This is a genomic window from Flavobacterium fontis (genome assembly GCF_900129405.1).
Classification (GTDB): Bacteria; Bacteroidota; Bacteroidia; order Flavobacteriales; family Flavobacteriaceae; genus Flavobacterium; species Flavobacterium fontis.
In genome coordinates, this window is sequence record NZ_FQVQ01000001.1 from 218485 (window position 1) to 244737 (window position 26253).

Sequence of the window (26253 nt, forward strand, 5' to 3'; positions counted from 1 at the left end):
TAATTACTCAAAAGTAATCAAAAGCCGTTTACAATTAATTAATTGAATTTTGCAAAATAATTTCAAGACAAACATTGCTGATTCAAAAAGTAACATCTCACCGCCACCTTCCAAACCTCTCTTTCCAAACGATACAGTTCTTTGGCGACGTTCCACCCTTGAATAAATTTTTCGTCATCTGGGGAGATGGCTTCACCGTCTAGTACGCGTGTTAAAATATCAATCCATGTGATGGTGGGGCTGGAGTAATAGTGAGGATAGTATTTTTCTACAATTTCCCAATGTGCGGCGCTAAGTCGTGTCATATGTTGTTTATTTCTTTTTTAAAAGTACAAAAAAATCCCCCCGAAGGCAAACGGAGGGAGTAGGTGTTGTGGGAGAACCCCAACCGAGCGGCGTATAATCGAATGCCCCAAAGGTCGTAGGGACGTGTTAAGCCCATGTTGTGCGTGGGTTATTGTATTATCAAAAAAAATCCCCGAAACCGAAGCCCCGGGGATTACACAACAACTGAAAAAAAAGACTACTTCACAATAAACTTTTGGGATTGTCCCGTTTCGGTCTGAACAATATATACACCAGGGGCTAAATCTTGTGTAGGAATCACCAACGCTTGGGGGTAATACCCAACTTTTTGTCCCGTTATCGTATAGATCGTACAATCGGCGGCGCGGTTGCAGTATAATACGCCGTCTTGTCCAACGGGATTAGGGAATACCGCAAAGGGAAGGACTGTTGTGTCCCATTCTGGGCGTCCTAAACCGTTGGTGTCAATTTCAAAAACGGTAAGGGTTCCACTAATTTCATTGGCGACCAAAATATAAGGTTTGCCCGTCGTGGTGTTCTCAGGCTGAATATACGTAATGCCCTCTGGACCATGGTCGCCTGCATAAGCCGAAGTACTGCGACTGTTTTTGTAATCGGTCAATACGGGTTGCGCGGGATTGGTAATGTTGTAGACCATCACCCCTCCAATACGCTCCAACGATACAAAGGCAAAGGTTTCTGTTCCCAAGGTTGCTATCGTTACTCCTTCGGGTTCAGGCCCTTTCGCACGACTACGTCCTTTGGGAGTGTTGTTTTCGTGGTCGGCATTGAATAGGGTCGGTAAATTGGCCGCGGTAAACCGTTCAAATTGATCGCCACTATCATATACCAACGCTTGTGTTTCGGCATTGAAAATCGAAAACGATCGCGACCCGACACAGTACAATTGTTCCAATTCGGCATCAGCGTCGGTATTTCCATTCAAATTGGTAATACGGAAACGCCCCATATTGCTGTTTTGTTTTAAAACGGCAGCATTCGGAAACGCGGTAGCATCCAAAGCCGCTGCGCCTACCGTTGTTCGTTCGTTTAAGGCATTGTATTCGCGTTCATCGCCTTCGTTGGCGGTTACCAAATACGAAACGCCATTCACCGTATAATGGGCCATGGCATCGGGAATGTAATAGGCTTGAAGGGGCCAGTTGGCAATTAAAATCTGTCCATTGTTGTCCGAAACATCAAATCCATTCCCTGGGAGCGCAATGTTTTTAGTGCCTAAGGGCCATATCGAAGTGATGCTGGGTGTGGTAAGATTGATTTCGGCAATGGCATTGTTTTCTTGTAGGGTTACCCAAGCCTTTGTACCGTCGGGATGAACCGCTAGATATTCGGGCTCCAAATCTTGCGCCAAGGTACTTGTTGCTTTTCCTTTGCGAACACCAGCATTAAGTAACGCCGCTTCTTGTGCATTGAAAGCCGTAAAATCAAGGGTTGTTACCTGGGCTTGAGTAGCCTGAGCTATGCCTCCAGAAATATCAATAATACTCACACTCCCCAGCGGATCAACGGTGTAGTCGCTATCGGGTTGTCCTTCATTGGCGGTGAGAATTTTGGTGCCATCGGGGGTAAACGTAATCATATCGGGTAAAGCGCCCACTGTGAATTGTTTTTGAAACACCCCTTGCGTATCAAATACTACTACCGACCCATTAAGCGCTTCGTTGGCATTGGGACACGCCACTGCAACCAAACCGTTTTTGACGGCAACACTAGTCACACCTCCATAAGTATTCAAATCAAGGGTTTGAATCACCGACAATTGCGTTGGATTGCTAAAGTCAATGATATCCAAAACGCCACTAGCGGCACTGGTGGTAAATAAACGTTGCGTCACAGGATCGTGAACTACAATTTCGCAAGTGCGATTGTTGGCCGTGCCCGAAGGATCAAAACTACCCAAATAATTGAGTTCTATCTCTTGGGAAAGACTGGGCGTAGGCGTGTCATTATCGAGGATGTAAAGCGTCACCCAAGCATTGGCACCCAAGGTTACCCCCTGTGGATTTTCTAAACGAAATACGACATATTCGGCTTGTTGTTCGGCTATTGCATCGTCAATAATGGGAACCGTAATCGCAATCGTGGCAGGCGAAGAAGCGGAAAGTGTAATGGTTTGTGATGTAGCCGTAAAATCATTGGCATCGGCCGTACTGAATGGCGCTGTTTTTACAACCCAGTCAACAGAAGCTGCAGCGGGGTTGGTCACGGTTAAATTGAGCGTAACACTTCCCGCATTTTCATTAACCGTTACAAAAGAATTGGCAAAACTAAGAGTAGGTTGTCCTGTGGTAAATGTGATGCTTTGAAGGGTTGTGATTGCATTGTTGGCAGCATCCTCGACAGTGTTGGGAAGTAAGGCCAAGTAATACGATTGATTAACGGTAAAAGGAGTTAGTGGATTGACCGTGATGACAGAACCGTTGATGGTAGCATCAAAAGGAACGGCAGTCCCCGTAGCCGAATTTAGACGTAGTTCGAGAAGCGCATCTACCGAGGTATTGTCGATGGGAGTGTCGTTAACAAAGCGAATAGGTTCGTTGAATGTGAGTGTAGGTTGCGCCGTAAGTGCTACGTTAGTCGCATTATTTTGTGGAAAAAAAGTTACAGTGGGAGGCAGTATGTCTGCGCCTGAAAAGGGCGTTCCTTGTAGGGTGACATTATCAAAACGGTTGTTGCCAACAGTTCCACCACTGCCTTGAGCAAACTCAACTTTGACTTTAAAATTAGGATTATTAGTCACCCCGGGAATCGACGAAAAATCAAGGGTAGCCAATGCAGGGTCACCGTTATTGGGTGCGATATTGGTCAAAAAAGTATAGGTAGTTCCGTCGGTGGAATACGACCAGATTTGCGTACCTGCTCCCGAATTGGACCGACGGGTTGCCATTCGCATCACAATAGCTTCGTATCCTGTTGTGGGAAGGCTGAATACCAATGCACCACCGATGGGATCATTGAAACGTAAATGTGTTCCCGAGGAATCCCCGTTTTGGGCATTTAAATTTTGGACGTTAAAGTTTTGCCCCGTTCCACCCGAGACATCAATCGTACTGATTCCACCTGGAAGTGCAACCAAAGACGCTCCGCCCAATGTTTGCGAAGGCGTGGTCAAAGCCGCCAAAGAACTATTGTCGTTAAAGTTCCAATAGTGAACCAATGTTTGTCCCGACGCATTGGGAGCGACATACAAAAAGAGGCTCAAAACTAGTAATTGCAAAAAGTCGTTTTTTCTCATGAGGTTTTGTGTTAGATGCCACAAAAGTCATGCGTTTGTTTTAGGTGAAAATGAAGCCAATGCTATAACTAGATTATGAATCCTGTCTATTCTGTGCAGTTATGTTAAGGAAAATCCTTTTTGTGTGGCTACAATACACTTTTTAGCAATAGTTTCTTTACCGTAGCTTTACAAAAAAATCCCCTACAACCTGCAGGGGATTTTTTTGAGTTTCAAGTTTCAAGTTTCAAGTTTCAGGTTTCAGGTTTATTCCGCTCCGCTCCATCAGTCGGCTAAAGCCTCGTGTCAAGTTTCAAGTTTCAAGTTTCAGGTTTCAGTCTTTCACGACTTACGACTTATGACTTACGACTTTCTGACTTACGACTTTCTGACTTACGACTTCCCTTACCAAATCTTCACGCGTTTTTCAGGAGCGAGGTATAAGGAATCGCCGGGTTTAACGTTGAAGGCTTCATAGAATTCGGGGATGTTGCGCACCACCCCATTAATTCGGAACTTGGCAGGGGAGTGCGGGTCGGCAGCAATTTGCGTACGTAAGGCTTCGGGACGGGATTTGTCCAACCAAACTTGACCCCATCCTAAGAATACGCGTTGGATGCCTGTAAAACCATCCATTTTTGGGGCTTCTTTGCCGTTCAAACTCATTTTGTAGGCTTTCAAGGCAATGCTCAATCCGCCTAAATCCCCAATGTTTTCACCCAAAGTAAAGTCGCCATTCACATTCAATCCAGGCAACGCTTGGAACGCATTGTACTGTTCGACCAAGGCTTTTGTACGTTTGCTGAAGGCTTCCAAATCGCTTGGCTTCCACCAGTTGCGCAATTTACCATCACCGTCAAACGTGCTGCCTTGATCGTCAAATCCGTGTCCGATTTCGTGGCCAATCACCGCTCCAATTCCGCCATAATTTACCGCATCATCGGCATTCATGTCAAAGAAGGGCGGTTGTAAAATTGCCGCTGGGAACACAATTTCATTCACCGAAGGATTGTAATACGCATTGACCGTTTGTGGCGTCATGCCCCACTCGGTGCGGTCTACGGGTTTTCCTAATTTGGCCAAATTTCGGTTGTACTCATAAGCAGCACAACGCTGTAAGTTGCCATACAAATCGTTTTTGGCAATGGTCAACGAGGAATAATCACGCCATTTGTCGGGGTAGCCAATTTTAATCACAAATTTATCGACCTTTTTCAAAGCTTCTTTCTTGGTGGCTTCACTCATCCAATCCAATTTTTTGATACTTTCGGCATAGGCTTTCAACAGGTTTTTTACCATCACCGTCATGCGCTCTTTGGCTTCGGGAGAGAAGTGTTTTTCGACATACAATTTGCCAATCATTTCACCCAAACCACCACTTACGGTTTGAACCGCGCGCTTCCAATCGTCGCGTTGTTTTTCGGTTCCGCTCAATACTTTACCAAAAAACTCAAAATTTTGTTTGTCCAATGCAGTGGTCAACGATGTGGCTGCACCGTTCAACACCGACCATTTCAAATAGGTTTTCCATGTAGCGATCGGGGTCGACGTGTACAATTGCGCCAATTTTTTCATGTACGCCGGTTGGGCAATGATAATCGACTTTTCTTTTGCCATTCCCGCTTTGGTAAGGTAGGTTTTAAAATCAAAACCAGGCATCAATCCCGCCAAGTCGGCCACCTTAAATGGATTGTTTAGTTTTTTTGTATCGCGGTTTTCTTCTTTGGTAATGTGGATTTTGGCAATCTCGGTTTCCAAGGCTACAATAGTTGCGGCCTCGGCTTGGGCATTGGTAAACTGCGCCAAGGTGAGCATTTTTTGAACATGCTCGGTGTAGGCTTGGCGAATTTGCATCATTTCAGGTGCCGTCGAAAGGTAATAATCGCGATCGGGCAAACTCAATCCTCCTTGCCAAGTCATGATGACATTTTTGTTGGGATCTTCAAAATCTGTGCTGACAAATACCCCAAAAGGCGCTGCAATTCCTTGGCGGTTGGCTTCACCCAAATACGCAGCGAGCGCGGCATGGTCTTGAAGCGCATCGATTTTCTTCCATTCGGGTTGAATCGGACTTAATCCTTTGGCATCACGCCCTTTACGGTCCATGTATGAGGCGTAAAAATCGCCAATTTTTTGTTCTTCCGAACCTTCAGCGCTGTTGCTTTTGGCTGCAGCTTGAATAATTTCTTTGACGTCTTTTTCCGATTTGTCCAACAAGATATCAAAAGCGCCATACGAAGATTTATCAGCAGGAATTTTGGTTTTTCGATTCCAATTTCCGTTGACATACGCGTCAAAATTGTCGCCAGGTTTCACCAATGTATCCATATTGGCTTTGGTAATTCCCGAGTGTAAGGGTTCGCTTTTCTGGCATGAAGTGACCAAGGCCGCTAAAGCTAAAACCGGGAAAGTGATTTTTCTCATAATAGTTGTTTTAGTGGGAATGACTAAATAAGTAGGGATTTGTTGGGAAATGTTACAGAAAGCTTCTAAGCTTCTGAGAGGCTGAGCTGCTGAGCCACTGAACACTGTATACTGTTTACTGTATACTGTATACTGTATACTGTATACTGTACACTGTATACTGATCACTACAACTACCCCCGCGTCGACTCCCGTTCAATAATCTGGGTTTCGAGGCGCACCGTTTTGGGTTCGCGTACCCGGTTTTCTTTACGGGCGTTAATTTCTTCGAGGAGCACGTTGAAGGCGGCCGTGCCCATTTCGTAACTGGGCTGTTCCACCGTGCTGAGTGAGGGTGTGATGACTTGCGACATGAACCAGTTGCTAAAGCCGATGACTTTAACTTGCTGTGGAACCGGAATCTTCTGTTCGTTGAAATAGGCCAAAACTCCTACGGCGACCAGGTCGGTGATGCAAAAAATGCCATCAACATCGGGATGTTCTTTGAGAATTTGTGCGGCAAATGCTTTTCCTTCCTCAAACGACACCCGACTGCAAGTGTATACTAAGGAAGGGTCAAAAGGAATATCGTGTTTTTCGAGTCCTTTTTTATACCCTAAAAAGCGATCGATGGCGTTTTGAGGATTGACGGGACCGCGAATGTGTGCAATTTTTTTACACCCTTTATGAATCAAATGGGTTGTTGCCTCGCAGGCTGCTTTTTGGTCGTCGATGATGACTTTGGAGCTGTTGAGGAGTTTGGAGATTTTGTCAAATTGTACAAAAGGCACGTTGCGGCGTAAGAGTTCTTTGAGGTGTTCGTCGTCGTTGGATTCGTTGGAAAGCGACATCACGATACCATCTACGCGTTTGTTCAACAACAGTTCCACCTGACTTTTTTCCATCACCACCGATTCGTTTGATTGTTGTATGATTACCAAATAGCCATGTTTTTCGGCCTCGGCAACGATACCGTCTATAACGCTGGAAAAGAAATGATGGACCAATTCGGGGATAATCACTCCAATGGTGCGGGATTCTTGCATGCGCAAATTGACCGCAAACGAATTGGGTTTGTATTGAAGCGAATCCGCAAGCTCGTGAACCGCTTTTCGCGTTTTGTCACTTACATCGGGATAGTTTTTTAACGCCTTGGATACCGTAGTAATTGAAATACCTAAAGTTTCGGCTATTTGTTTTAACGTCGCTTCTTTCATTGAAACAAATATGGTGAAAAAAATTCATTTCTAAAATCGAAAACGTTTTCGGTATTTTCGAAAACGTTTTCGATTTTTATTTCACAAAATTATGGGAATCAAAAAACTAATTTCGAAAAGCTAATCAACAAAAATTATTAATCTATTAAAAACGTAAAAATGAAAAAAATTACGAATCTTTTGCAGAAAACGCTATGCTTTACGATGCTTTTGCTCGTAAGTCAGGCTTTTGCACAAAGTGGTGTATTGTCGGGAACGATTACCGATACCAAGGGGAATGCCTTGATCGGTGCGAATGTTTCGGCAGGGTCCAAATCGGCCACCACAAACGAAAACGGGTCGTATACCTTGAGCGGACTAGCGGAAGGCAAAACTACGGTGACCGTTACCTTTATCGGATACAAAACCGTAGTGCAAGAAGTGGCTATCAAAGGAGCTACCACGGCCAACATTCAAATGGAGGATGAATCCAAAAGTTTGGATGAGGTTGTTGTGACTGGGGTAGTACGCCAACGCACTAAATTACAGTCGAGTGTTTCTGTGAGTTCGGTGAATACCGCACAAATTGAGCAGGCTGCACCTCGTTCAACAGCCGAGATTTTCCGTTCGATTGCGGGGATCAAAGCTGAGCCAACTGGGGGAGAAGGAAATGCCAACATTACGGTACGCGGTATTCCGATTGCTTCTGGTGGGGCCAAGTTCTTGCAATTGCATGAAGACGGTTTGCCTGTAATGCAGTTTGGTGACGTTGCTTTCGGTAACGCTGATATTTTTGTGCGTAACGACCAAACGTTAGCCCGCGTGGAAGCCATCCGTGGAGGTTCGGCGTCAACGTTAGCTAGTAACTCACCTGCGGGGATTATCAACTTTATTTCTAAAGATGGTAAAAAAGAAGGCGGAACATTAATGCAACAAGTTGGGGTTGATTTCGGTCAAACGCGTACGGATTTTGAATACGGATCACCACTTTCAGAGTCGTTGCGTTTTCATGTGGGTGGTTTCTACCGCCAAGGAGAAGGTCCTCGTAATGCGGGTTATACCGCCAATTTAGGAGGTCAGTTTAAAGCCAACTTGACCAAAGAATTCAAAAATGGCTACGTACGTTTGTATGTAAAATACTTAAATGACAAGTCGATTGGGTACTTGCCCATGCCTGTAAAAGTGTCGGGAACCAATGCCAACCCCAACTGGAGTTCGGTAAATGGATTTGACATTTTACAAGATACGCCGCACAGCGCTTTATTTTTAGACAATTTAACGATCGGTGCCGATGGCGAACGTCGTCGTAGCAATATTGGCGATGGAATGCACCCTATCAATACGTCTTTTGGAGCCGAAATGTCATTTGACCTAGGCGATGATTGGAAAGTAGAAAACCGTTTCCGTCAAAACTACATCAAAGGGCGTTTCGTATCGTTATTCCCTGCCGAAGTTACTACAGGGGGCGCTTTAGCTACTGCTTTTGGAGTGTCAAATTTAACGTATGCCAACGGTCCTTTGGCTGGAACCAACTTTGGAACCAACAGTTTGGCAATGCGTATCCACACCTTTGATACCGAAATCAACAACTTCAATAATTTTACCAATGACTTGAAATTGTCCAAAAAATTTGGTGATGTTGACCTTACGTTAGGGTACTACCGTGCTTTCCAAAACATTGGCATGTCATGGTTATGGAATTCTTATTTGATGGAAGTAAAAGGCGATAATGCCGCTTTGTTGAATGCCGGAACGGCTACAAGCAATGGTTTGTATGCGTATGGTGTACCTTTTTGGGGTAACTGTTGTACCCGAAACTACGATGCGAATTACGACATCACGGCGCCTTACGCTGCTGCGCAATGGAAAGCCAATGAAAAATTAACGGTTGATGCGAGTGTGCGTTTTGACTCAGGGAAAGCCCGCGGAACCTATGCTGGCGCAACCCAAGCGGTTAATTTGGATGTAAACAATAACGGTGTGATTGACGGCCCCGAAGCAAGCGTTTCAGTGGTAGACAATGCCAACCGTAAACCTATCAACTACGACTATGATTACACCTCATACTCGTTAGGTTTGAACTATTTATTGAATGAAAACCAATCGCTATTCGGACGTTACAGCCGTGGGGGTAGAGCCAACGCTGACCGTTTGTTGTTTGGTCCAAACGTACTTAACTCGGGTGCTGCTGTGGGTGGATTGAGTGCTGATATGGTGGATCAAGCAGAGATTGGGTACAAACGTCGCGGTACTAACCACACGTTTTATGCTACGGCTTTCTACTCTAAAGTTTCAGAGCAAAACTGGGATTTCGGGGGCGGAGCTGGTGGAATTCGTCAGATTCAACGCGAATACAACGCCATGGGTCTTGAATTGGAAGGAAGCTACCGTATGAAAGATTTCAACATCATGGGTAATGTTACCTATACCAAAGCAGAGATTGCTTCCGATGCTTTAAATCCAGCAGTAGAAGGTAATCGTCCTCGTCGTCAAGCAGATTTCATTTACAACATTGTACCATCTTACAAATTTGGAGGAAAACGTCAGCACTTGGTAGGATTCTCTGTAATTGGTACAACCAAAGCCTATGCACAAGATGACAACAAATTAGTTATGCCAGGTTATGCGTATGTGAATCCTTTCTTGAGCTTCGAATTGACACAAGGCCTTTCGGCTACAGTAAATATCAATAACGTTTTTGATACCATCGGAATTACCGAAGTAGAAGAAGGAAGCATTATTGAAAACCAAGACAATATTGTTCGCGCACGCGCTATCAACGGTCGTACAACATCGTTGACCTTGGCGTACCGATTCTAAGACTCTATTCATGTTTATTTTTGTTAGCAATTCCTGCGTCACGAGCTGGCGTAGGAATTGTTTTTACGTAAATTAGTCCAAAAACACTTGTATGAACTATCGTATTCTTTTTGTATGTCTTAGCTTGTTGTTGAGCGGTTATGTAGGGGCACAAACACCTGTTCAAGCGACTCCAACGCAGCCTGCTCAAGAGCAAGTAATTCGTATTTACGGCAGTGCCGATTGTCATTATTGTATTGATGCCAAGGCGTATTTGGACCAACGTAAAATTCCCTACCTTTTTTTTGACATTGACCGTGATCCCGAGGCTTTACGTGAAATGTTGGCCAAGTTAAAACAAGCGGGAATGCCCACCTATGGGATTGCCATTCCTGTGGTAGAAAAAAAAGGGGAGCTGTTTATGAATAACATTCCGTTTGAAGATTTTTTAAAAAAATTGGATTAATCCATGGTGCAGAAACCAACGTTACGCTTTTGGCAAATTCTCCACATGAATGTGGGGTTTTTCGGCATACAGTACAGTTTTGGCTTGCAGCAAAGTGCGGTGAACCCTATTTACGATTTTTTGGGCGCTAGTCCCGATGAGATTCCCCTACTAAATCTGGCGGGACCCGTAACAGGCCTAGTGGTGCAACCCATCATTGGGGCATTAAGCGACAAAACCTGGCATCCGCGTTGGGGTCGCCGTAAACCTTATTTTTTAATCGGGGCGCTACTGTGCAGTTTGGCCTTGATTGCTTTTCCTTTCAGCAGTTCGTTGTGGATGGCCGCCGGTTTACTTTGGATTCTAGACGCCGGAAACAACATGGCCATGGAGCCTTACCGTGCGTTTGTTGCCGATAAATTAAATGACGAACAACGGCCTTTAGGGTTCCAAATGCAAAGTTTTTTTACAGGATTTGGTCAAACCTTGGCCAACCTTTCCCTTTTTATCTTTCCGTTAATCATAGTGGGTAAAACGGGTTCGCTTCCCTCATGGGTGTTTGCCTCGTTCTTCTTGGGCGCTATTTGTTCTATTGGATCCATTTGGTGGAGTATGCGTACCACACCCGAAATTCCTCCTACTGACGAGGAACTGGCGCACATGAAAGCAGCCTCAAAAGGGTTTTTGGAGCCGCTTTTAGAAATTGTCTCGGCCATTCGAGTGATGCCCAAAATCATGTGGCAGTTGGCATTGGTCTACCTCTTTCAATGGTATGCCCTCTTTTGCTATTGGCAAAATTCTTCCAAAAGTATTGCCCTTTCCCTTTGGAATGCAACGCCACAAAGCAATCCTGAGGCCTATGAACAGGCGGTGCGTTGGACGGGATTGGTCAACGGCTGGTACAATGTGGTGACTTTTCTAGTGGCCTTTGCCTTGGTAGGTTTTGCCAAAAAATACAGTCCCCGCATTACCCACGCGATTTGCTTAACGGCAGCCGCTTTGGGTTTTCTAGCTTTCCCGCATCTTACCGATAAAAGTCTTTTCTTTTTTGCCATCACCGGGTTTGGCATCGGATGGGCGAGTATGATGGGTATACCGTATTTGATTGTTGTGAGCGATATTCCCAAAGAACGCTACGGAGTTTACATGGGAATTATCAATATGATGATTGTAATTCCCATGATTATTCAAAACCTCACGTTTGGTTATATTTTAAAAGAAGTACTCCACAACGATGCGCGGCATGCCATTACGTTGGCGGGCGTGTTATTGTTGTGTAGCGCATTGCTCACGTTGCGAATGAAACCCCAAGCAAAACTCAAAGATGATGGAAGCCGTTTATCTTAAAGCTTTGGATTTGTTGCAGAAAGCCGCTTCACCACAGGGCTTTTTGGCCTCTGTGCAACCCATTACGAATTACCATCGGGTGTGGGCACGGGATGGTGTCATTTGTGGCTTGGCAGCATTGGTGTCGGGAGAAACCCATTTGATCAAAGCTTTTCGCAATACGCTGAACACCTTAGCACAACACCAACATGAGTTGGGCACCATTCCCTCCAATGTTGCCATAGCCGAGGAGGGCCATGAAGCAGTAAGTTATGGCGGGTTGGCAGGACGCGTAGATGCAACCACTTGGTTTGTGATTGGTGTTACCCAATATGCGCTTCTTACGGGCGATCATGCATTTTATCATGAAAAAAAACAGGCCGTTCAAAAAGCCTTGCACGTCATGGAGCATTGGGAGTTCAATCACCGCCATTTGATGTATGTGCCGTTGTCGGGAAATTGGGCCGATGAGTACATCACCGACGGCTATGTGTTGTATGACCAATTACTGCGCATTTGGGCGTTGCGCGGGGTACAGGCTTGTGATTCTAGTACTCAATATGCAGACAAAATCAATGCAATTACCCACCAGGTACTTCATAATTTCACCCCCGGTACCGTAGGAGAGCATTACCACGAGCGGGCCTATCAAGAGTGGGAATGGCAAGGATATTTGCCCTGTACCTTAAATCCGGCGGGGTACAAAAACCGTTTTGATGCCTTTGCCCATGCTTTGTTTTTACTCTTGGATTTGGGTTCGCCTGATTTACAAAACGCCTTGGTGGGGTATATGAAAGAACAAGCCCACAAGTTACCGATGAAACTTTTACCTGCCTTTTGGCCCCCGGTAACCGAGGGAGAGTCCGATTGGCAATTACTGCGTAACAATTGCAAGTATGAATTTCGCAATTATCCATTTGAATTCCATAACGGCGGCAGTTGGCCTATGGTCAATGGGTTTTATGGAATGGTTTTGGCGCAACGGGGTGACCTTGGAGCAGCCGAAGCATTGCAATCGGCTCTGGATGCTGCCAATGCACGCGCGGATTTTGCCTTTTACGAAAATTTTAATTCCCAAACGGAAGCGCCCAATGGAGTGCCTAGGTGTACTTGGAGTGCAGCGGCTTCTGTTTTGGTTCACCACTATACTCATTCAACCACCCGTTTATTTGTTGCGGATTCCTTATGAAAACGACTACTTTAGATATTATTTGTGTTGGCGAATTACTGATTGATTTAATCGGTCATGAAGTCAATACGTCGATCAATCAAACCAAAGATTTCCACCGATTTTTAGGGGGTTCACCTACGAATGTAGCCGTCAATGCGGCGCGCTTGGGTTTACGGTCGGTATTGGTGGCTTCCTGTGGGCAAGATGGTTTTGGGGATTATGCCTTGCGAAAACTCAAAGCCAATCAAGTAGATACTTCATTTATACGGCGTTTGGAGCACACGCCCACCTCGGTGATTGTGGTTTCAAAATCGACCGATACCCCCGATTTTATTCCGTACCGTCAAGCCGATGGAGAAATTGAATTGGCGCAATTGCCCGATGCTTTGTTGGAGACGGCGCGTATTTTTCATACCACTTGTTTTGCTCTAAGTAAACAACCTGCTCGGGATACAATTTTGGACGGTGCCCAACGTGCGGCTGCCAAAGGGTTGCAATTGAGTATAGATTTGAATTTTTCTGAACGCATTTGGCCCAACCGCGAAGAAGCTATGATGGTCATTAAAGCCTATTTGTCGAATAATCCTTTGGTGAAAGTGAGCGAAGACGATTGCTATCGGTTGTTTGCGGCGTCTAAATCGGAGGATTACATTTTTGATTTTTTTCATGATTTTGGGGCGGAAACCGTGTGTTTGACCAAAGGAAAAAAAGGGGTAGTGCTTTCGGATTCGCAAGAAGGATTGATCACGCAAAAAGCCATGCCTTTAGAGGATATCAAAGATACCACTGGAGCGGGTGATGCCTTTTGGACCGGATTTTTGTATGCCGGATTGCAAGGTTTTGGATGGGAGCAACGTTTGACGGTAGCCCAGCGGTTGGCGGCGATCAAGTTGCAAAATGTGGGGCGCTTGCCCGAAGCGATTGACATCAAAGAATTGTTGGCGTAAGGTGGGTTCTTTTCCTTGAGAAACAAACAGAAAATGCTACTTTTGAAGCAGCGGTGTTTTTAATCACGCAAAATCAGTTTTTTATTAAAAAGAAAGGCGCATGAAACTTTGGACGGCATCAGCTTTGGCTTTGGAGGTCCCCACATGGACGTTTACAGATGAGGCAATCGAAAAAACATTTGAGTTTTCCGATTTCAAAAAAGCATTTAGTTTTATGACCGAAATCGCTTTTCACGCCGAAGTTCACGATCACCATCCCGAATGGACCAACTGTTACCATCGGGTACATATTAAATTATCAACCCATTCCCACTCAGGGGTTACAGAAAAAGATATTGCCTTGGCCAAGATTATTGATCGGGTTGCGGGTAAAGATTAGCGGAGAAACCGATATAATAACGGTTTAGCTTTTTCGAAAAAAGAATGTAGACAAAAAACATTGGCGGATAGATTAAATTAATAAAAAAAGCCCTCACATTGCTGTGAAGGCTTTTCTAAAGTTGCTCCCCCTGGGCTTCCCGATAGTGATCGGGATAAACTTCTCGCCATAAGGCTCGAACCAATCCCGATAGCTATCGGGGCTCTGATTCACAGTCAGACGTTGTATTTTGAAAGAAGTTTATGCTTTATTTCGGGATACTTAACAAGATTTTGAATATAGGTTTTGCTTTTCATTGCTTTAATATGCTTTTCAATTTCTATGGCTTGTTCTTTAGATTTGCACTCTAAAGTGAAATGAAGAATCCAATCATCAGCATTATATGTGAATTTTCTAGATTGCGTATCGTTGTGATGAAAATCTAATCGTTGGTTAAGATTAGACGTGAAACCGATGTAATAACGGTTTAGCTTTTTCGAAAAAAGAATGTAGACAAAAAACATAGGCGGATAGATTTAAATTAATAAAAAAAGCCCTCACATTGCTGTGAAGGCTTTTCTAAAGTTGCTCCCCCTGGGCTTCCCGATAGTGATCGGGATAAACTTCTCGCCATAAGGCTCGAACCAACCCCGATAGCTATCGGGGCTCTGATTCACAGTCAGACGTTGTATTTTGAAAGAAGTTTATGCTTTATTTCGGGATACTTAACAAGATTTTGAATATAGGTTTTGCTTTTCATTGCCTTAATATGCTTTTCAATAGCCATGGCTTGTTCTTTAGATTTGCACTCTAAAGTAAAATGAAGAATCCAATCCTCAGCCTTGTAAGTGAATTTTCTAGATTGCGTATCGTTGTGATGAAAATCTAATCGTTGGCTAAGATTAGACGTGAAACCAATATAATAACGGTTTAGCTTTTTCGAAAAAAGAATGTAGACAAAAAACATAGGCGGATAGATTTAAATTAATAAAAAAAGCCCTCACATTGCTGTGAAGGCTTTTCTAAAGTTGCTCCCCCTCTTGGGCTCGAACCAAGGAATGTAAAGTCAGTAGTAGAGTGACTCAACAAAAGGAGCCTTTTTATGGTGTCAAATTTTATCTCTAATAATAGGCCTTTCGACTATAATATTCCTTCATTTGTAAAACTATAGTAACCTTCTTTTGTTATGATTAAATGGTCAAGTAAACTGATGTCTAATAAACCACATGCTTGTTTTAATCTTTTAGTAATTGTTTTATCATTATCACTAGGTGTTAATTTTCCACTCGGATGATTATGAACCATAATAATACTTGAGGCATTACATTTTAGAGCAACCCCTAAAATAATTCTAACATCAACTACTGTTCCTGAGATACCGCCTTTTGACATTTCAAATATACCAAGTACAATGTTAGCTCTGTTAAGCAATATGATTTTGACTTCTTCTTGATACTCAATTATATCAAGATTCCAATGATTCATAATTAAGTTGTATATTATTTGACAATTTGTCGCTTCTACTTTTATATTATTCCTATTGGAATAAGAAACTTTTATTTCTGGCAATTTCATTAGCAAAATTTTTAATCTTTATAGTTTTAAATAATTGAATTTCAACTGTTTCATTCAATAAAAAATGACAAAATGTCAGAAGTTGTTTTATTTGTATATGTTGTCATAATTTTTGTAAATCTGGAACGATTTTTGTAAATTTTTAACAATATTCGCGTCACATGGGAAAGGTTTTTAAAATATTATCAATAGATGGAGGAGGGATAAAAGGCTTGTATTCTGCAAGTATTTTAAAAAAATTTGAAGATAAATTTCAATGCAAGACTAGTAATCACTTTGATATGATTTGTGGAACATCTACAGGTGGATTAATCGCTTTAGCCCTATCCTTGAAAATTTCTGCTAAAGATATATGTGAGTTTTACGAAAAAAAAGGAGAACATATATTTCCTCGTCATAAGAAAATAAATATTCCCTTTATTCGAACATTTGATTATGGGCTTTACAAACAGATTATCAAAGGAGGAAAGTATTCTGATGTAGGTTTAAAAGAGTCTTTATCTGAAATATTTGGGGATAAAAAAATTAGAGACTGTCATAATTTATTATGTATTCCAAGTTATTCAATAACAGAAGCAAAGCCAAAAGTCTTTAAATACGATCATATTCAAGGGGATTTATCAAGAGACAATATGGCTCCAATCGTAGGAATCGCATTGGCAACATCTGCAGCTCCAACATACTTTCCGTTAGCTGAATTAGAATATTTCAATAATGAGCAATTCATTGATGGGGGAGTTTGGGCTAACAATCCTACATTAGTTGGACTTTTAGAGGCCCTAAATTATTTTGTTGGAAAACAGAAAGAATACGATTCGATTGAAATACTATCATTAAGCAGTCTTTCAATTACTGGTGGTAAAAAATCAGGGTTAAAAAGAGAACGTTCATTTAAAGACTGGGGAGCTGATTTATTTGAAACATCAATGAATGGTCAAAGTTTTTTTACAGACTTTTTTTTATCAAAAATTACTGAAATATATGATGTTAAAATAAAATACATTAGAATTCCAAGTGTAGCAATTGCCAAGGAACAAGAAAGCTTAATTCAACTAGATGTCGCAACAAAAGAAGCCTTTGACCTCATGAAAATTAAAGCAAATGACCAAGCACTACAATTTGAGAAAAATGAGGACATAAAAAAAATATTTACAACCAAAAAAACATATAAAATAAAAAAACATGGCAAACTGTAATGAACTTTTTAAAACTTTCAATTCAACAATTAGATTGAACGAAGAAAGTAGAGAAATTCTAAAATCTGTTAGAAATTCTTTAAGAGAAAAAATGAATTCAAGGTTTAAACAAATTAAAGACATTGATAATCATACGCTTGAATTTCAAAGCCAAGGGTCATTTATTATGGACACAATTATAAAACCAAAAGATGATGATTATGATTTAGACGATGGAGTTTATTTTATAGGTTCTTTAACTCAAGAAAAGAGACCAACAACTCAACAGTTTCATGATGCTGTTATTATAGCGGTTGGGACTGATGAGAATTATGCAACAATTACTGACAAAGAAACATGTGTCAGGGTAAGTTATGAAAAAGAAAAATTCCATATTGACCTTCCTATCTACTATGCAAATAAAATTAACCCTGAGTTAGCTCACACAAAAGAAGATTGGATTTTAAGTAACCCTATTAAATTTATAGCTTGGTTTGAAAAAATAGCAGAATCAAGTTTTAGAGAAGAGCTAATCTTAGAAAAGAATTTGTTTTCTGAGGAATATAAGACTTGGTTAGATGATATTAGAAAAAAAGATGTTCAATTAAGAAGAATCGTAAGATATTTGAAAGCATGGGGAGATGATTTAAGAGGAGAGATGCCACCTGGTATAGTTATGACAATACTTGCTGCCGAGAATTATGTTAAAAACGATAGAGATGATATTGCATTAAAGGAAACTTTAATTAAAATAAGACAATACTTAAAGAGTAATAATTGTAAGTGCTTGAGACCAACAGTCCCTGTGGGAGAAGATTTATTTAAAAATTATTCTCAAACAAAAAAACAATATTTTTTGGATAGACTAGATACATTTATAGAATCAGCTGAGCAAGCAGTTAATCATCCTAATCAGAAAGATGCTTGTTATAAATGGCAAAAACACTTAGGACCTAGATTTCCTTGTTCAATTGCAAAAGATACTATTGATGGAGCTAACACATACGAAAGACCTGCAATTATTGGTTCAACAGCAAAAAGTGCATAGATGGATCAATTTGAAGAGGCAAGGTTAAAGGCATTTGACTTTATAAAGTCTTTTGAATCAGTTGACAAATTTAATGCTGAACAATTAAGATATTATAAACTTGATCGTTTTGTTGAAGCTTGGAAACTTAAGATTGATATTCTCGATAAGAATAATCAAATTATAGAAGTCACAATACATTTATGTTTCAAGTTTGATTTCCCTTTATCTGTTCCAATTCTTTTCCTTTCCTCTGCAGATTATGAAAAATTGAAATATATACCACATATCGACACAAATAGATTAATATGCACATTTGATTCAGAAGTTACAAAAACTGACGTTTCTCAACCTGCTAAAGTTGTATTAGAATGTATCAAAAGAGCTAAAAAGATAATTAGTGAAGGAATAAAAAAAGAGAATTTTGAAGAATTTGAAGAGGAGTTTATATCTTATTGGGAATGTAACTATTCTAAGAGTGATTTGGTTTTAAATAATTTTTTGAGTTTGATAAATCCACATGAAAGCATAAGCTCTCCATTATTAATAAATTTAAAAACACAAATCGTTGGTTTTAAATACATTATTCATAATAATAATAAAATTTCTGAAAAGTTTAAAAGTTATTTAAATCAACAGAAAATAGATTACACTGAGCAAAATGTTTTTTATTTTGAATTAGAGAATAAAAACTTTATCCCACCATTTGATTTCAATAATGAAGAGGTTCTTGTATTATTAAATTCAATAGACAGTAATCTAATAAGGCTATATGAATCATACCTAAATAACCCAAAAACTGAAACAGGGTTAGTACTGGTAAATTTTAAAACAAAAGATAATAAAGTTTTGATTGGTTGGGTGAATAGTCCTTTAACATTTAATAATAAAAAAGGATTTCGTCCAAATATAATGAAGCCATTTGAAGCCATTTCTAAATATCAACGAAAAGATAAAGTTATTAGAGTTCTTCCAGAAACTTATACACAGAGAAGATTGAGCATTAGAACTTCGGGTTTAGTAACTCAACCTGAATATAAATTTTCAATAGCTGGTGTTGGTAGCGTCGGATCTCATTTGATAAGTTTTTTAAATTCACTAAATATGCCTGAATTTAGATTAGTTGATAATGACATATTAGCTGTTGAAAATATTGGCAGACACCTTTTAGGGTTCAATAGTTTAAAAAAATACAAAACTAAGGGGATGAAAGATTATCTAAATCAATTAAATCCTATACAAGAAATCAAAACAATTGAAAAATCAATAATAGATGTAGTTGTTAATGAAATTTCATTTATAAATGAAACTGATTATATATTTGTGGCAACAGGAAAAGATAACATAGATGAATGGTTATTTAATTCTTTAAAAAAAGGTGAGATACTTAAACCTATGTTTATCATTTGGGTTGAACCATATCTTGCAGGTGGGCACATTATATATTTAAATCCTAAAAATTTGATAGATTACGAAAATTTATTTAAAGACAACAACTATAAATATAACATTATTGACAATAAGTACTATAACTCACCAGAAAACACTATAGCTCTAAAAGAGGCAGGATGTCAAACGACTTATATACCTTACTCATCTCAAAATCTAATGCTTTTTTTGGCAAGTGTATTTCCATTTATTACATCAACAATTATAAATTCAAAACTTGATAGTAAAGTTTTCACTTGGATAGGTGATTTAGATTTTTTGATATCAAATAATATTGACATATCTGATTTTGCTAGTACAAGTTCTTTTGGAAAAATTATTGAAAATAATGATTAATATAGAAGTTGGAGTTTATAATATCTTTTTTTCAAAAAAAGTATTAAATGATATCAAGATTTATAAACAAGATACAAAAGAGAAAAACGAATCTGGCGGCATATTACTTGGGCAAGTTTTAAATCAAAATATTTATGTCTTGAAATATTCAGACCCATGTAAGTCTGATAAATCAACTAGATATTCATTTGAAAGGGATAAAAAAAATGCTCAAAAAATAATCAATCATGAATTTGCGGAAAGTAGTGGAAAAACTATTTATCTGGGTGAATGGCATACACATCCTGAAAAGTTACCAACTCCATCAAATCAAGATTTAAAAATGATAAAAGAACAGTACAAGAAAAACAAATTAAATGAAAAATTCCTAATCCTATTTATTCTTGGAACTCAAGATTTTTATATCGGTATTTATACTGGTAAAGAGATTATTTCAAAAACATTGCCTCTAAAATAATTACATTTTGACAATAAAAGAATTCATAATAGATTAACTAATTTTGATTAAATAAAAAATTAATTTATGAACTTTAAATACTATAAAACTAGTAGTTTAGTAACATTTTTATTAATACTGCCAATATTAGTCAATCCTTTATCCAAATATCTTTTGACATTGATTTCAAAAAATGTTCTTTTAAGTCAAATCAATAATTATTTAGACACATTTTCAACTTTAGGATTAATAACTATAATTTTCTTGTTCATCAATTACATCGGATGGAAATTTATTGTTTTTAAATGGTTAATTAACATTCCTAACTTAAATGGAAGATATGAGGGAATATTAATTTCAAGTTTTGAAAATCCAGATGGAACAAAAGTGAGAAAGAAATGTGTAATGGAAATTAAACAAAATGCGTCTTCAATACACATCCATAGTTATTTTGGTGGTATTGAAAGTTCTGAAAACACTTCATCTTCTTATAGTTTATCTGAACACCTATGTGAAGAAAATGATGGTATTTTTAAGTTGTATTATATCTTTACAAATGAAACAGAAATACTTCAAACACAACTAAACAATCACATTGGAACTTCAAAATTCAGATATTATGAAGATATAAAAACTTTAAAAGGAGACTATTACAATCAAAGAAAAAATAATGGTACTATAGAAGTTGTGTTTCAACAGAAAAAACTACTTGGAAGGCTTTAATATGGAAAATAAAGAAATATTAAAACTACTTAAAAAACTACTTTCAGAAGTTAAATCAAAAAGTGATAATAATTTTGAAGGATTAGGATTAATTGTTTACAAAGATTTTGTGAATTTACCTATTATTCCTTTCAATGATGAAAAATGTATTAGACTTCCAATCAAAGACTTTAGTGTTATTGTTGACACGCTATTGAAAATTTCCAATTGTCATAATGAATTTCACGATGGATTCCATTTAATTTCAAAAGAATTTCAGTTAACACATATTTCAAATTATTTTTCAACTCCAATAATTGAAAAGATAAAAATTGAAAAAAAGTATGGGAGTAGATACAGAACGGCACTTTATGGGTCTTTTTTGCCAAATGTTCTTTTTACAGCTGTTTTAAGCAAAAATTATGGCCCGATTATTTTTGAAAAAGGAAGGGCGTTATCATATTAATATTACTAGTTTATTCCCATTTGAAACTAGGCGAAAAAATGTTTTTACATACCATTCTGATCTTGAAGAAAAGTTTGAAATGCAAGTACACATACTATTTTCAGAGCATCAGGAATTATTAGAAAGTTATTAATTGACAACAATTCATTACTTGATCAAGTTAATAGAGAATATAAAGAAAAGATTCTATTTAGGGTACAGCAGGACCATATATTTTGAGTGAGAGCGTAGATGATAATGGTAGCGTTTTAAAAAAATGGTTTGGTGCAACTTTTACTTATCCCGGCAAAGACAAGAAAAATACTGAGTTATTAAAGAAAGATGAATTTTAAAAAATATAAAATTTCAAGTTTTATAGAATATGATTTTTCTGTTTTAGAGGTAATCAAAATTTACGACAACAAATATGGCGGAATACATTTTAAGAAATTAAAGATGAACGTGAACAACTTCTTAATAGATTAAATTCAATTTTTTTCACTTTTAAATTTTGATAGTGTTTTTTATTCAATGAATGGAATAATGAGGGTTTGTCATGAAGCTTTAATGCCTTTGTCTAAGAGAATTGAATCAATATACATTAAGACATAATTGCAATTGCAACAAACTATTAAAGAATAGAATTAGAATAAAAGAGGCGGTTGTTACACCGCCCTTTTTTTAGGTGTATTTCCAAAGGAAACCACCAGAATGTTCTCTTTCTTCGCGACAGCATCTTGTAATACAGGATTTGGATATTCCTGTTTTTCTTGATGCCTCTGATGCCGAATCATAGCAAGCTATAAAATTGCCATCTAAAGAAATTTGATTAACTGTTTTTTTTCTCAAATCTAGAGTTGAACTTAACTCAAAAGTACTAGAATAACTCCATAAAAAGCCTTTACAAGTTTTATTATAAAGTAAACAGGCATTACTTATACTAGTTTTAGTTGCATTGACTGCATTAGCTGCACTAATTAAATCCTCATAGGAATTGATTAATTTTCCAGTTTCAATATTAAATTGATAAACTTTCTTTTTGAAACCACCTCCACAATCAGAATTATAACCATTTTCAACACTATTGTAGTTAATGATATATTTGGTTTCTTTTTGAGCTAACTCATCAATTGAATCAGCAGTATCAATCACAGACCAAACAAATGATTCAGGACCATAAGATTGGATTGCTTGATGAAAACATACATTAGAACCATTTTTTGTTTTTGTTAAATGGTCAATTTTTCGTTCAACTAATGTTTTAGTTGTAGCCCCAATATATACTTCACTCGTAAAAGTATTTTCAACCAAGTATACAATATAATTACTCATTGTTAACTCCATTAAAATGATAATTAATAGAGCGGTAATACCCTTTCTCAGAACCGTCAATTTTATTAGCCTTTGTTAGTTCAGACAAATAAGATTTAATTTGTCTGTCTTTTAAACCAGTTTTAGGTTTTAATTGATCTACAGCTTCTACATAAGAATATATTATCCCTGGATTAGAATCGAAAAAATCTTGAACTAATTCTCTTTTATCTAAAGCTCTTCTTCTGTCATTTCTTTGAAGAATTTCATCTTCATCGACTTCTCCAGAATAATCAAGCCATGCATTATGATTTATTTCAAATTCTTTTACAAATTCATCATCATCATTAGCATATCTAAAAAAGACATTTTTCATGTATCGATGTTTCTTTTCAGTTCTACTAATTCCAATTGCAAAATCGGATTCTTGAGCAAAAATGGAACTACCTTTAATGCTATCCATAGTAATAGCATTGCCATGTAGTTTTGGAGTGTGGTGTATTGCAAATAGAGTTATGTTCAATTCATTGGATAAATCTCTCAATCGTGACATAATTTCTTCTGCTGTTTTTCCATCTTCTAACTTTCCATGATTCATTCTGGTAATGCTATCTATAAAGACAACTTCAGCGCCAGAATTTGAAATGGTATCATAAAGAATATTCCAGTCATCTTTTTTGACGATAAATTTTGGAAATTCAATTTCTTGAACATCATAATTTTCATCCATTAAAGCTTGTTCTTGTTCTGAAAGTATTTCAAATTGAGAAATATTTCTATTTATTCGATTTTGAAAGGTTTCTTCCAATCCAATAAACAAAACTTTTTTAGGATTTCCATCTAAAGCATAACCAAAATAATTGTCTCTACCAATTGCTATTGATATAGCTAAGTTTTCACAGAAAATTGTTTTTCCGGACTTAGCTGGACCAAAAACTAAACCAAAAGATTTTTCTACTACACCGTTCCATAGCATTGTTTTTTCAGGCATACTCCTGTACATTTCTCTAGCAAGAGAAAATTTAATTGTTTGCATATAAAAATGAAACAACCATACCCAAATTGTATTTAAAAATTAAATTAAAGATAATAGGGTATGAACACTTAAATCAAAATATAAAAGAACTTGTGTTCTAAATCTTGAGTTTAAGTATTTATTATCCAATCGATTCGTTCATGGATAATTCTTATTTCTCAATTTAGAACTGTTTAAAAGTAATAAAAAATGTCAAAAAACAGAATTAATTGACTTGTTAATGTAATCAATGCAGATAGTGCAACTAAATAGAAAATACTTTTTTTGCTATTTTAATTTATTTTGAAATTATATCAAAAGTTTAAAATTTAAAATATAGTACATATCAATAGAGTTAAACAGTTATGTAATAATTTCAAAATAAAAATAATAATAAGCCTTACCTTCAATAATGAATACGGTTTTTAATTCTAAAGTTACCTTTACTTCTTCCACCCAAATTATTTTGCCTTTTTTATGAGTTCCTACTGCTTTAATAACCCTTACTTTGAACGGACAAATTACTTTTTTAAGTAAATTATTCCATGTAACTACATAAATAACCCTTGGAGAGCTATATTTTAGTAGTTCTGCTAATTGATTTTGATTCATTATTGATGGTATTTGGCTTATAAAATTTTACTATTCATACTATGAAAAAGCTATATATATTAAATGATAGTATACCAATCGTTGTTGCTAGAATTGATTGTTTTTGCTAGGTTTTTTATAAAGGCATACACATTTACATTTCGTTCGAGATTATTGTCTATATAGCTGCTTTTATTGGCCTCGGTGAATAAATTGTAAAGATTCCAAAGAGAAATAGATCCATCACTATTTTTTTTGAAGTTTGGACACTCAAAATAATCTTTAACTACATTGTTGATTTGTCCATCATTCAAAAGGATAGGGAAGTGTTGTTTTTGATTTTCTTTCCCCATGTGGTAATACATTCTAATTTTACCAATTAAATGCGCAAATTGAGTTTCTGAAATGAAATAATCATTAAACAACTCCATGTTTGAAAAATGCTCATCATGATTATAACTTTCAACAAGATGATGAAAATTTTCTGCGATTTCTCCAGATGAAGTAACTCGAATTTCATTTGTAAAACCATCACTTGAAATGCAAAGATTTGTACAAACTTTATTCTGGAATCCAATGAATAGCTTGAATTTTTCAACTGTTTTTTTACTGTACAGATTTTCTTGATTATAACTTCTTACCCCGCCAATACAAAGTGAAAGTTCATTATTGTTGATATTCCTTTTTATGGACTGGACTTTTATAATAAAAGCACATCGTTCATAATAAATGGTTTTTTCATCTTCTAGTAATTGATTAGCAGGTTTTCCTATTGCACTTGGTACTCTTCCTTTGATCATATGCGAAACTCTGATTTCAGGCGCTGCTATTGATTCATTAGGGAATAGTTCTTTTACTTTTGAAAAAGTTTCATTGATGAATTGGAAATGTGAAATAGTACTTTCATTATCTTTTGAAAATACAGGAATAATGCAATCATTTTTCAAGTGTTCTAAAGTTACATCAAAAGAGTTTCCTCCAATGAATGGAGAATTAGGCGATTGAATTATCTCTGTTTCATTGATTAATTGATTGTTTTGGAGTTGTACTAGCGTATTCATTTTTGTTCCGTTATATTTGATTCAACAATGCTCTCTGTGACTACATTTAAAAGGGCTTCAATTTGTGATTTTCTTTCAATAATTTTTGGATGAATTTTAGTCCTAACAGAAGGGTATTTATTATAAAGTTTACGAAGTTCATCAAGTGTATTTGCTTGATTAATTTCCTCTACAATATCACTCAATGCAATTCCTTGGTTGCACCATTCAATTAGTTTTTTACCTGTATTTGAATTAATAATAAATTCAGGTTTATCCATAAATAATCCTGTTCTATCTTTTGAAGCTCTCACTAAATGTTTGTCATTAATAAGTTCAAAATTCACTGTAAGTTCATATTCAAAACCTTCACGCGTAATTTCTTTAGTACCATGTTTTACTACTTTACTTTTGCCATTCATATCGGCGTCCATAGCATAGTCAATTTTACGTCTCACAGAAGTAATAATATGTGCGTTAGATTGTAAAATTTTATCAATGAAAGCTTGATGTCTGGGTGAAATTTTGGCCCAATCCTGAAATCTGCCCCCTAATTGTTCGTGCATTTCAAGACAACCTCCTTTTCCTGACCATTCATGGCTAATTGAATCCACAATAATTACTTCAACCATAGCTTGTTCACAAATTGCTATTGCTTCTATGTAACGTTCAGGAGTGAAAGGTTCCTCAAGATTGAGAACATTAAAGTCTCCAAGATGAGAATAAAGACTTGCGCTCCCATTTTCTGTGTCAATTAATGCAATTTTTGACCAATCGTTAGTAATTCCATAAGCTAGGATCAATGCGCTGTAAGTTTTTCCAAAGCCACTAGCTCCAGATAATCCAAGTCTTAATTTGACTTGATGTCTTTGTGCTTTTTGTAATTTCATAAAATATAAGTTTTTAAATTCTAATAATTAAAAAAAAGGAGCTACACATAGTAGCTCCCGTTCTGTATGGCGTAT

Annotated in this window: 24 protein-coding genes; 12 read left to right on the top strand and 12 right to left on the bottom strand. The window is 37.7% G+C overall.

Annotated features, from left to right (window positions below; translation table 11 throughout):
* Positions 1 to 62: 62 nt before the first annotated feature.
* From BUC17_RS01020 to BUC17_RS01035, 4 genes are all read right to left on the bottom strand, one after another.
* Positions 63 to 305, bottom strand: a complete 243-nt coding sequence (locus tag BUC17_RS01020; RefSeq protein WP_073360558.1) for a hypothetical protein — start codon at positions 303 to 305, stop codon at positions 63 to 65.
* Positions 306 to 523: 218 nt separating this feature from the next.
* Positions 524 to 3562, bottom strand: coding sequence for a choice-of-anchor I family protein (locus BUC17_RS01025; RefSeq protein ID WP_073360560.1), 3039 nt, complete (start codon positions 3560 to 3562; stop codon positions 524 to 526).
* A 384-nt stretch (positions 3563 to 3946) separates the two neighbouring features.
* Positions 3947 to 5965: a M13 family metallopeptidase gene (locus tag BUC17_RS01030; protein ID WP_073360563.1), complete on the bottom strand. Its 2019-nt coding sequence runs from the start codon at positions 5963 to 5965 to the stop codon at positions 3947 to 3949.
* 173 nt (positions 5966 to 6138) lie between these two features.
* A complete protein-coding gene (locus BUC17_RS01035) occupies positions 6139 to 7161 on the bottom strand; it encodes a LacI family DNA-binding transcriptional regulator (RefSeq protein WP_073360566.1) in 1023 nt (340 codons plus the stop codon).
* 159 nt (positions 7162 to 7320) lie between these two features.
* Here BUC17_RS01035 and BUC17_RS01040 point away from each other — a divergent pair, with 159 nt between their 5' ends.
* The 6 genes from BUC17_RS01040 (at position 7321) to BUC17_RS01065 (ending at position 14207) form a co-directional block, all read left to right on the top strand.
* Positions 7321 to 9960 (top strand): TonB-dependent receptor, encoded by a 2640-nt coding sequence (locus BUC17_RS01040; protein ID WP_083544694.1) that lies wholly within the window; start codon positions 7321 to 7323, stop codon positions 9958 to 9960.
* Positions 9961 to 10051: 91 nt separating this feature from the next.
* A complete protein-coding gene (locus BUC17_RS01045; protein ID WP_073360569.1) occupies positions 10052 to 10405 on the top strand; it encodes a glutaredoxin family protein in 354 nt (117 codons plus the stop codon).
* Positions 10406 to 10408: 3 nt separating this feature from the next.
* The gene (locus tag BUC17_RS01050) at positions 10409 to 11731 is read left to right on the top strand and encodes an MFS transporter (protein ID WP_073360570.1); all 1323 of its coding nucleotides are present in this window, start codon (positions 10409 to 10411) and stop codon (positions 11729 to 11731) included.
* Positions 11709 to 12899 carry a glycoside hydrolase 100 family protein gene (locus BUC17_RS01055; RefSeq protein ID WP_073360572.1) on the top strand — a complete coding sequence of 397 codons (1191 nt, stop codon included), beginning with the start codon at positions 11709 to 11711 and terminating at the stop codon, positions 12897 to 12899. Before BUC17_RS01050 ends, BUC17_RS01055 begins: the two co-directional genes overlap by 23 nt.
* Positions 12896 to 13828: a carbohydrate kinase family protein gene (locus tag BUC17_RS01060; RefSeq protein ID WP_073360575.1), complete on the top strand. Its 933-nt coding sequence runs from the start codon at positions 12896 to 12898 to the stop codon at positions 13826 to 13828. The genes BUC17_RS01055 and BUC17_RS01060 overlap by 4 nt, the downstream gene beginning before the upstream one ends.
* 100 nt (positions 13829 to 13928) lie before the next feature.
* The gene (locus BUC17_RS01065) at positions 13929 to 14207 is read left to right on the top strand and encodes a 4a-hydroxytetrahydrobiopterin dehydratase (RefSeq protein ID WP_073360577.1); all 279 of its coding nucleotides are present in this window, start codon (positions 13929 to 13931) and stop codon (positions 14205 to 14207) included.
* Between the two features lie 215 nt (positions 14208 to 14422).
* On the opposite strand, the gene BUC17_RS01070 is transcribed toward BUC17_RS01065, so the two are convergent.
* The 3 genes from BUC17_RS01070 to BUC17_RS01080 form a co-directional block, all read right to left on the bottom strand.
* On the bottom strand, positions 14423 to 14710 hold the full coding sequence (locus BUC17_RS01070) for a GIY-YIG nuclease family protein (protein ID WP_073360580.1): 288 nt from the start codon (positions 14708 to 14710) through the stop codon (positions 14423 to 14425).
* Between the two features lie 155 nt (positions 14711 to 14865).
* A complete protein-coding gene (locus BUC17_RS01075) occupies positions 14866 to 15153 on the bottom strand; it encodes a GIY-YIG nuclease family protein (protein WP_073360583.1) in 288 nt (95 codons plus the stop codon).
* A 173-nt stretch (positions 15154 to 15326) separates the two neighbouring features.
* The gene (locus BUC17_RS01080; RefSeq protein WP_073360586.1) at positions 15327 to 15761 is read right to left on the bottom strand and encodes a JAB domain-containing protein; all 435 of its coding nucleotides are present in this window, start codon (positions 15759 to 15761) and stop codon (positions 15327 to 15329) included.
* A 161-nt stretch (positions 15762 to 15922) separates the two neighbouring features.
* Between BUC17_RS01080 and BUC17_RS01085 the strand changes: the two genes are divergently transcribed.
* The 6 genes from BUC17_RS01085 to BUC17_RS01110 all read left to right on the top strand — a co-directional run bounded on the left by BUC17_RS01085 (position 15923) and on the right by BUC17_RS01110 (position 21352).
* A complete protein-coding gene (locus BUC17_RS01085) occupies positions 15923 to 16957 on the top strand; it encodes a CBASS cGAMP-activated phospholipase (RefSeq protein WP_073360590.1) in 1035 nt (344 codons plus the stop codon).
* Entirely contained in the window at positions 16944 to 17984 is a 1041-nt protein-coding gene (locus BUC17_RS01090) for a CBASS cGAMP synthase (RefSeq protein ID WP_073360593.1), read from the top strand. Before BUC17_RS01085 ends, BUC17_RS01090 begins: the two co-directional genes overlap by 14 nt.
* The gene (locus BUC17_RS01095; protein ID WP_073360596.1) at positions 17985 to 19748 is read left to right on the top strand and encodes an E2/UBC family protein; all 1764 of its coding nucleotides are present in this window, start codon (positions 17985 to 17987) and stop codon (positions 19746 to 19748) included.
* Complete coding sequence (locus BUC17_RS01100; protein WP_073360599.1) at positions 19741 to 20205, top strand: Mov34/MPN/PAD-1 family protein; 465 nt, start codon at positions 19741 to 19743, stop codon at positions 20203 to 20205. The genes BUC17_RS01095 and BUC17_RS01100 overlap by 8 nt, the downstream gene beginning before the upstream one ends.
* A gap of 66 nt (positions 20206 to 20271) precedes the next feature.
* Complete coding sequence (locus BUC17_RS01105; RefSeq protein WP_073360602.1) at positions 20272 to 20907, top strand: Cap15 family cyclic dinucleotide receptor domain-containing protein; 636 nt, start codon at positions 20272 to 20274, stop codon at positions 20905 to 20907.
* A gap of 1 nt (position 20908) precedes the next feature.
* Positions 20909 to 21352: a hypothetical protein gene (locus tag BUC17_RS01110; protein ID WP_073360605.1), complete on the top strand. Its 444-nt coding sequence runs from the start codon at positions 20909 to 20911 to the stop codon at positions 21350 to 21352.
* 660 nt (positions 21353 to 22012) lie between these two features.
* Here the strand turns inward: BUC17_RS01110 and BUC17_RS01115 are convergent.
* The 5 genes from BUC17_RS01115 to BUC17_RS01135 form a co-directional block, all read right to left on the bottom strand.
* On the bottom strand, positions 22013 to 22675 hold the full coding sequence (locus tag BUC17_RS01115; RefSeq protein WP_234977665.1) for an NUMOD1 domain-containing DNA-binding protein: 663 nt from the start codon (positions 22673 to 22675) through the stop codon (positions 22013 to 22015).
* A complete protein-coding gene (locus tag BUC17_RS01120) occupies positions 22656 to 23678 on the bottom strand; it encodes an AAA family ATPase (protein ID WP_073360616.1) in 1023 nt (340 codons plus the stop codon). The genes BUC17_RS01115 and BUC17_RS01120 overlap by 20 nt, the downstream gene beginning before the upstream one ends.
* 342 nt (positions 23679 to 24020) lie before the next feature.
* Positions 24021 to 24269 (bottom strand): hypothetical protein, encoded by a 249-nt coding sequence (locus tag BUC17_RS01125; RefSeq protein WP_200798309.1) that lies wholly within the window; start codon positions 24267 to 24269, stop codon positions 24021 to 24023.
* 59 nt (positions 24270 to 24328) lie between these two features.
* Positions 24329 to 25309, bottom strand: a complete 981-nt coding sequence (locus BUC17_RS01130; RefSeq protein ID WP_073360619.1) for a DUF3871 family protein — start codon at positions 25307 to 25309, stop codon at positions 24329 to 24331.
* Complete coding sequence (locus BUC17_RS01135; protein WP_073360622.1) at positions 25306 to 26178, bottom strand: AAA family ATPase; 873 nt, start codon at positions 26176 to 26178, stop codon at positions 25306 to 25308. Before BUC17_RS01135 ends, BUC17_RS01130 begins: the two co-directional genes overlap by 4 nt.
* Between the last annotated feature and the right edge of the window lie 75 nt (positions 26179 to 26253).

Excerpts from the sequence above, each read along its gene's own strand:
- BUC17_RS01025 (WP_073360560.1), bottom strand. The coding sequence starts at position 3,562 with ATGAGAAAAAACGACTTTTTGCAATTACTAGTTTTGAGCCTCTTTTTG.
- BUC17_RS01095 (WP_073360596.1), top strand. The coding sequence starts at position 17,985 with ATGGATCAATTTGAAGAGGCAAGGTTAAAGGCATTTGACTTTATAAAG.
- BUC17_RS01110 (WP_073360605.1), top strand. The coding sequence starts at position 20,909 with ATGGAAAATAAAGAAATATTAAAACTACTTAAAAAACTACTTTCAGAA.
- BUC17_RS01020 (WP_073360558.1), bottom strand. The coding sequence starts at position 305 with ATGACACGACTTAGCGCCGCACATTGGGAAATTGTAGAAAAATACTAT.
- BUC17_RS01065 (WP_073360577.1), top strand. The coding sequence starts at position 13,929 with ATGAAACTTTGGACGGCATCAGCTTTGGCTTTGGAGGTCCCCACATGG.
- BUC17_RS01115 (WP_234977665.1), bottom strand. The coding sequence starts at position 22,675 with ATGGAGTTAACAATGAGTAATTATATTGTATACTTGGTTGAAAATACT.
- BUC17_RS01090 (WP_073360593.1), top strand. The coding sequence starts at position 16,944 with ATGGCAAACTGTAATGAACTTTTTAAAACTTTCAATTCAACAATTAGA.
- BUC17_RS01105 (WP_073360602.1), top strand. The coding sequence starts at position 20,272 with ATGAACTTTAAATACTATAAAACTAGTAGTTTAGTAACATTTTTATTA.
- BUC17_RS01035 (WP_073360566.1), bottom strand. The coding sequence starts at position 7,161 with ATGAAAGAAGCGACGTTAAAACAAATAGCCGAAACTTTAGGTATTTCA.
- BUC17_RS01050 (WP_073360570.1), top strand. The coding sequence starts at position 10,409 with ATGGTGCAGAAACCAACGTTACGCTTTTGGCAAATTCTCCACATGAAT.
- BUC17_RS01030 (WP_073360563.1), bottom strand. The coding sequence starts at position 5,965 with ATGAGAAAAATCACTTTCCCGGTTTTAGCTTTAGCGGCCTTGGTCACT.
- BUC17_RS01075 (WP_073360583.1), bottom strand. The coding sequence starts at position 15,153 with ATGTTTTTTGTCTACATTCTTTTTTCGAAAAAGCTAAACCGTTATTAT.
- BUC17_RS01045 (WP_073360569.1), top strand. The coding sequence starts at position 10,052 with ATGAACTATCGTATTCTTTTTGTATGTCTTAGCTTGTTGTTGAGCGGT.
- BUC17_RS01125 (WP_200798309.1), bottom strand. The coding sequence starts at position 24,269 with ATGAATCAAAATCAATTAGCAGAACTACTAAAATATAGCTCTCCAAGG.
- BUC17_RS01080 (WP_073360586.1), bottom strand. The coding sequence starts at position 15,761 with ATGAAATTGCCAGAAATAAAAGTTTCTTATTCCAATAGGAATAATATA.
- BUC17_RS01040 (WP_083544694.1), top strand. The coding sequence starts at position 7,321 with ATGAAAAAAATTACGAATCTTTTGCAGAAAACGCTATGCTTTACGATG.
- BUC17_RS01135 (WP_073360622.1), bottom strand. The coding sequence starts at position 26,178 with ATGAAATTACAAAAAGCACAAAGACATCAAGTCAAATTAAGACTTGGA.
- BUC17_RS01055 (WP_073360572.1), top strand. The coding sequence starts at position 11,709 with ATGATGGAAGCCGTTTATCTTAAAGCTTTGGATTTGTTGCAGAAAGCC.
- BUC17_RS01085 (WP_073360590.1), top strand. The coding sequence starts at position 15,923 with ATGGGAAAGGTTTTTAAAATATTATCAATAGATGGAGGAGGGATAAAA.
- BUC17_RS01060 (WP_073360575.1), top strand. The coding sequence starts at position 12,896 with ATGAAAACGACTACTTTAGATATTATTTGTGTTGGCGAATTACTGATT.
- BUC17_RS01070 (WP_073360580.1), bottom strand. The coding sequence starts at position 14,710 with ATGTTTTTTGTCTACATTCTTTTTTCGAAAAAGCTAAACCGTTATTAC.
- BUC17_RS01120 (WP_073360616.1), bottom strand. The coding sequence starts at position 23,678 with ATGCAAACAATTAAATTTTCTCTTGCTAGAGAAATGTACAGGAGTATG.
- BUC17_RS01130 (WP_073360619.1), bottom strand. The coding sequence starts at position 25,309 with ATGAATACGCTAGTACAACTCCAAAACAATCAATTAATCAATGAAACA.
- BUC17_RS01100 (WP_073360599.1), top strand. The coding sequence starts at position 19,741 with ATGATTAATATAGAAGTTGGAGTTTATAATATCTTTTTTTCAAAAAAA.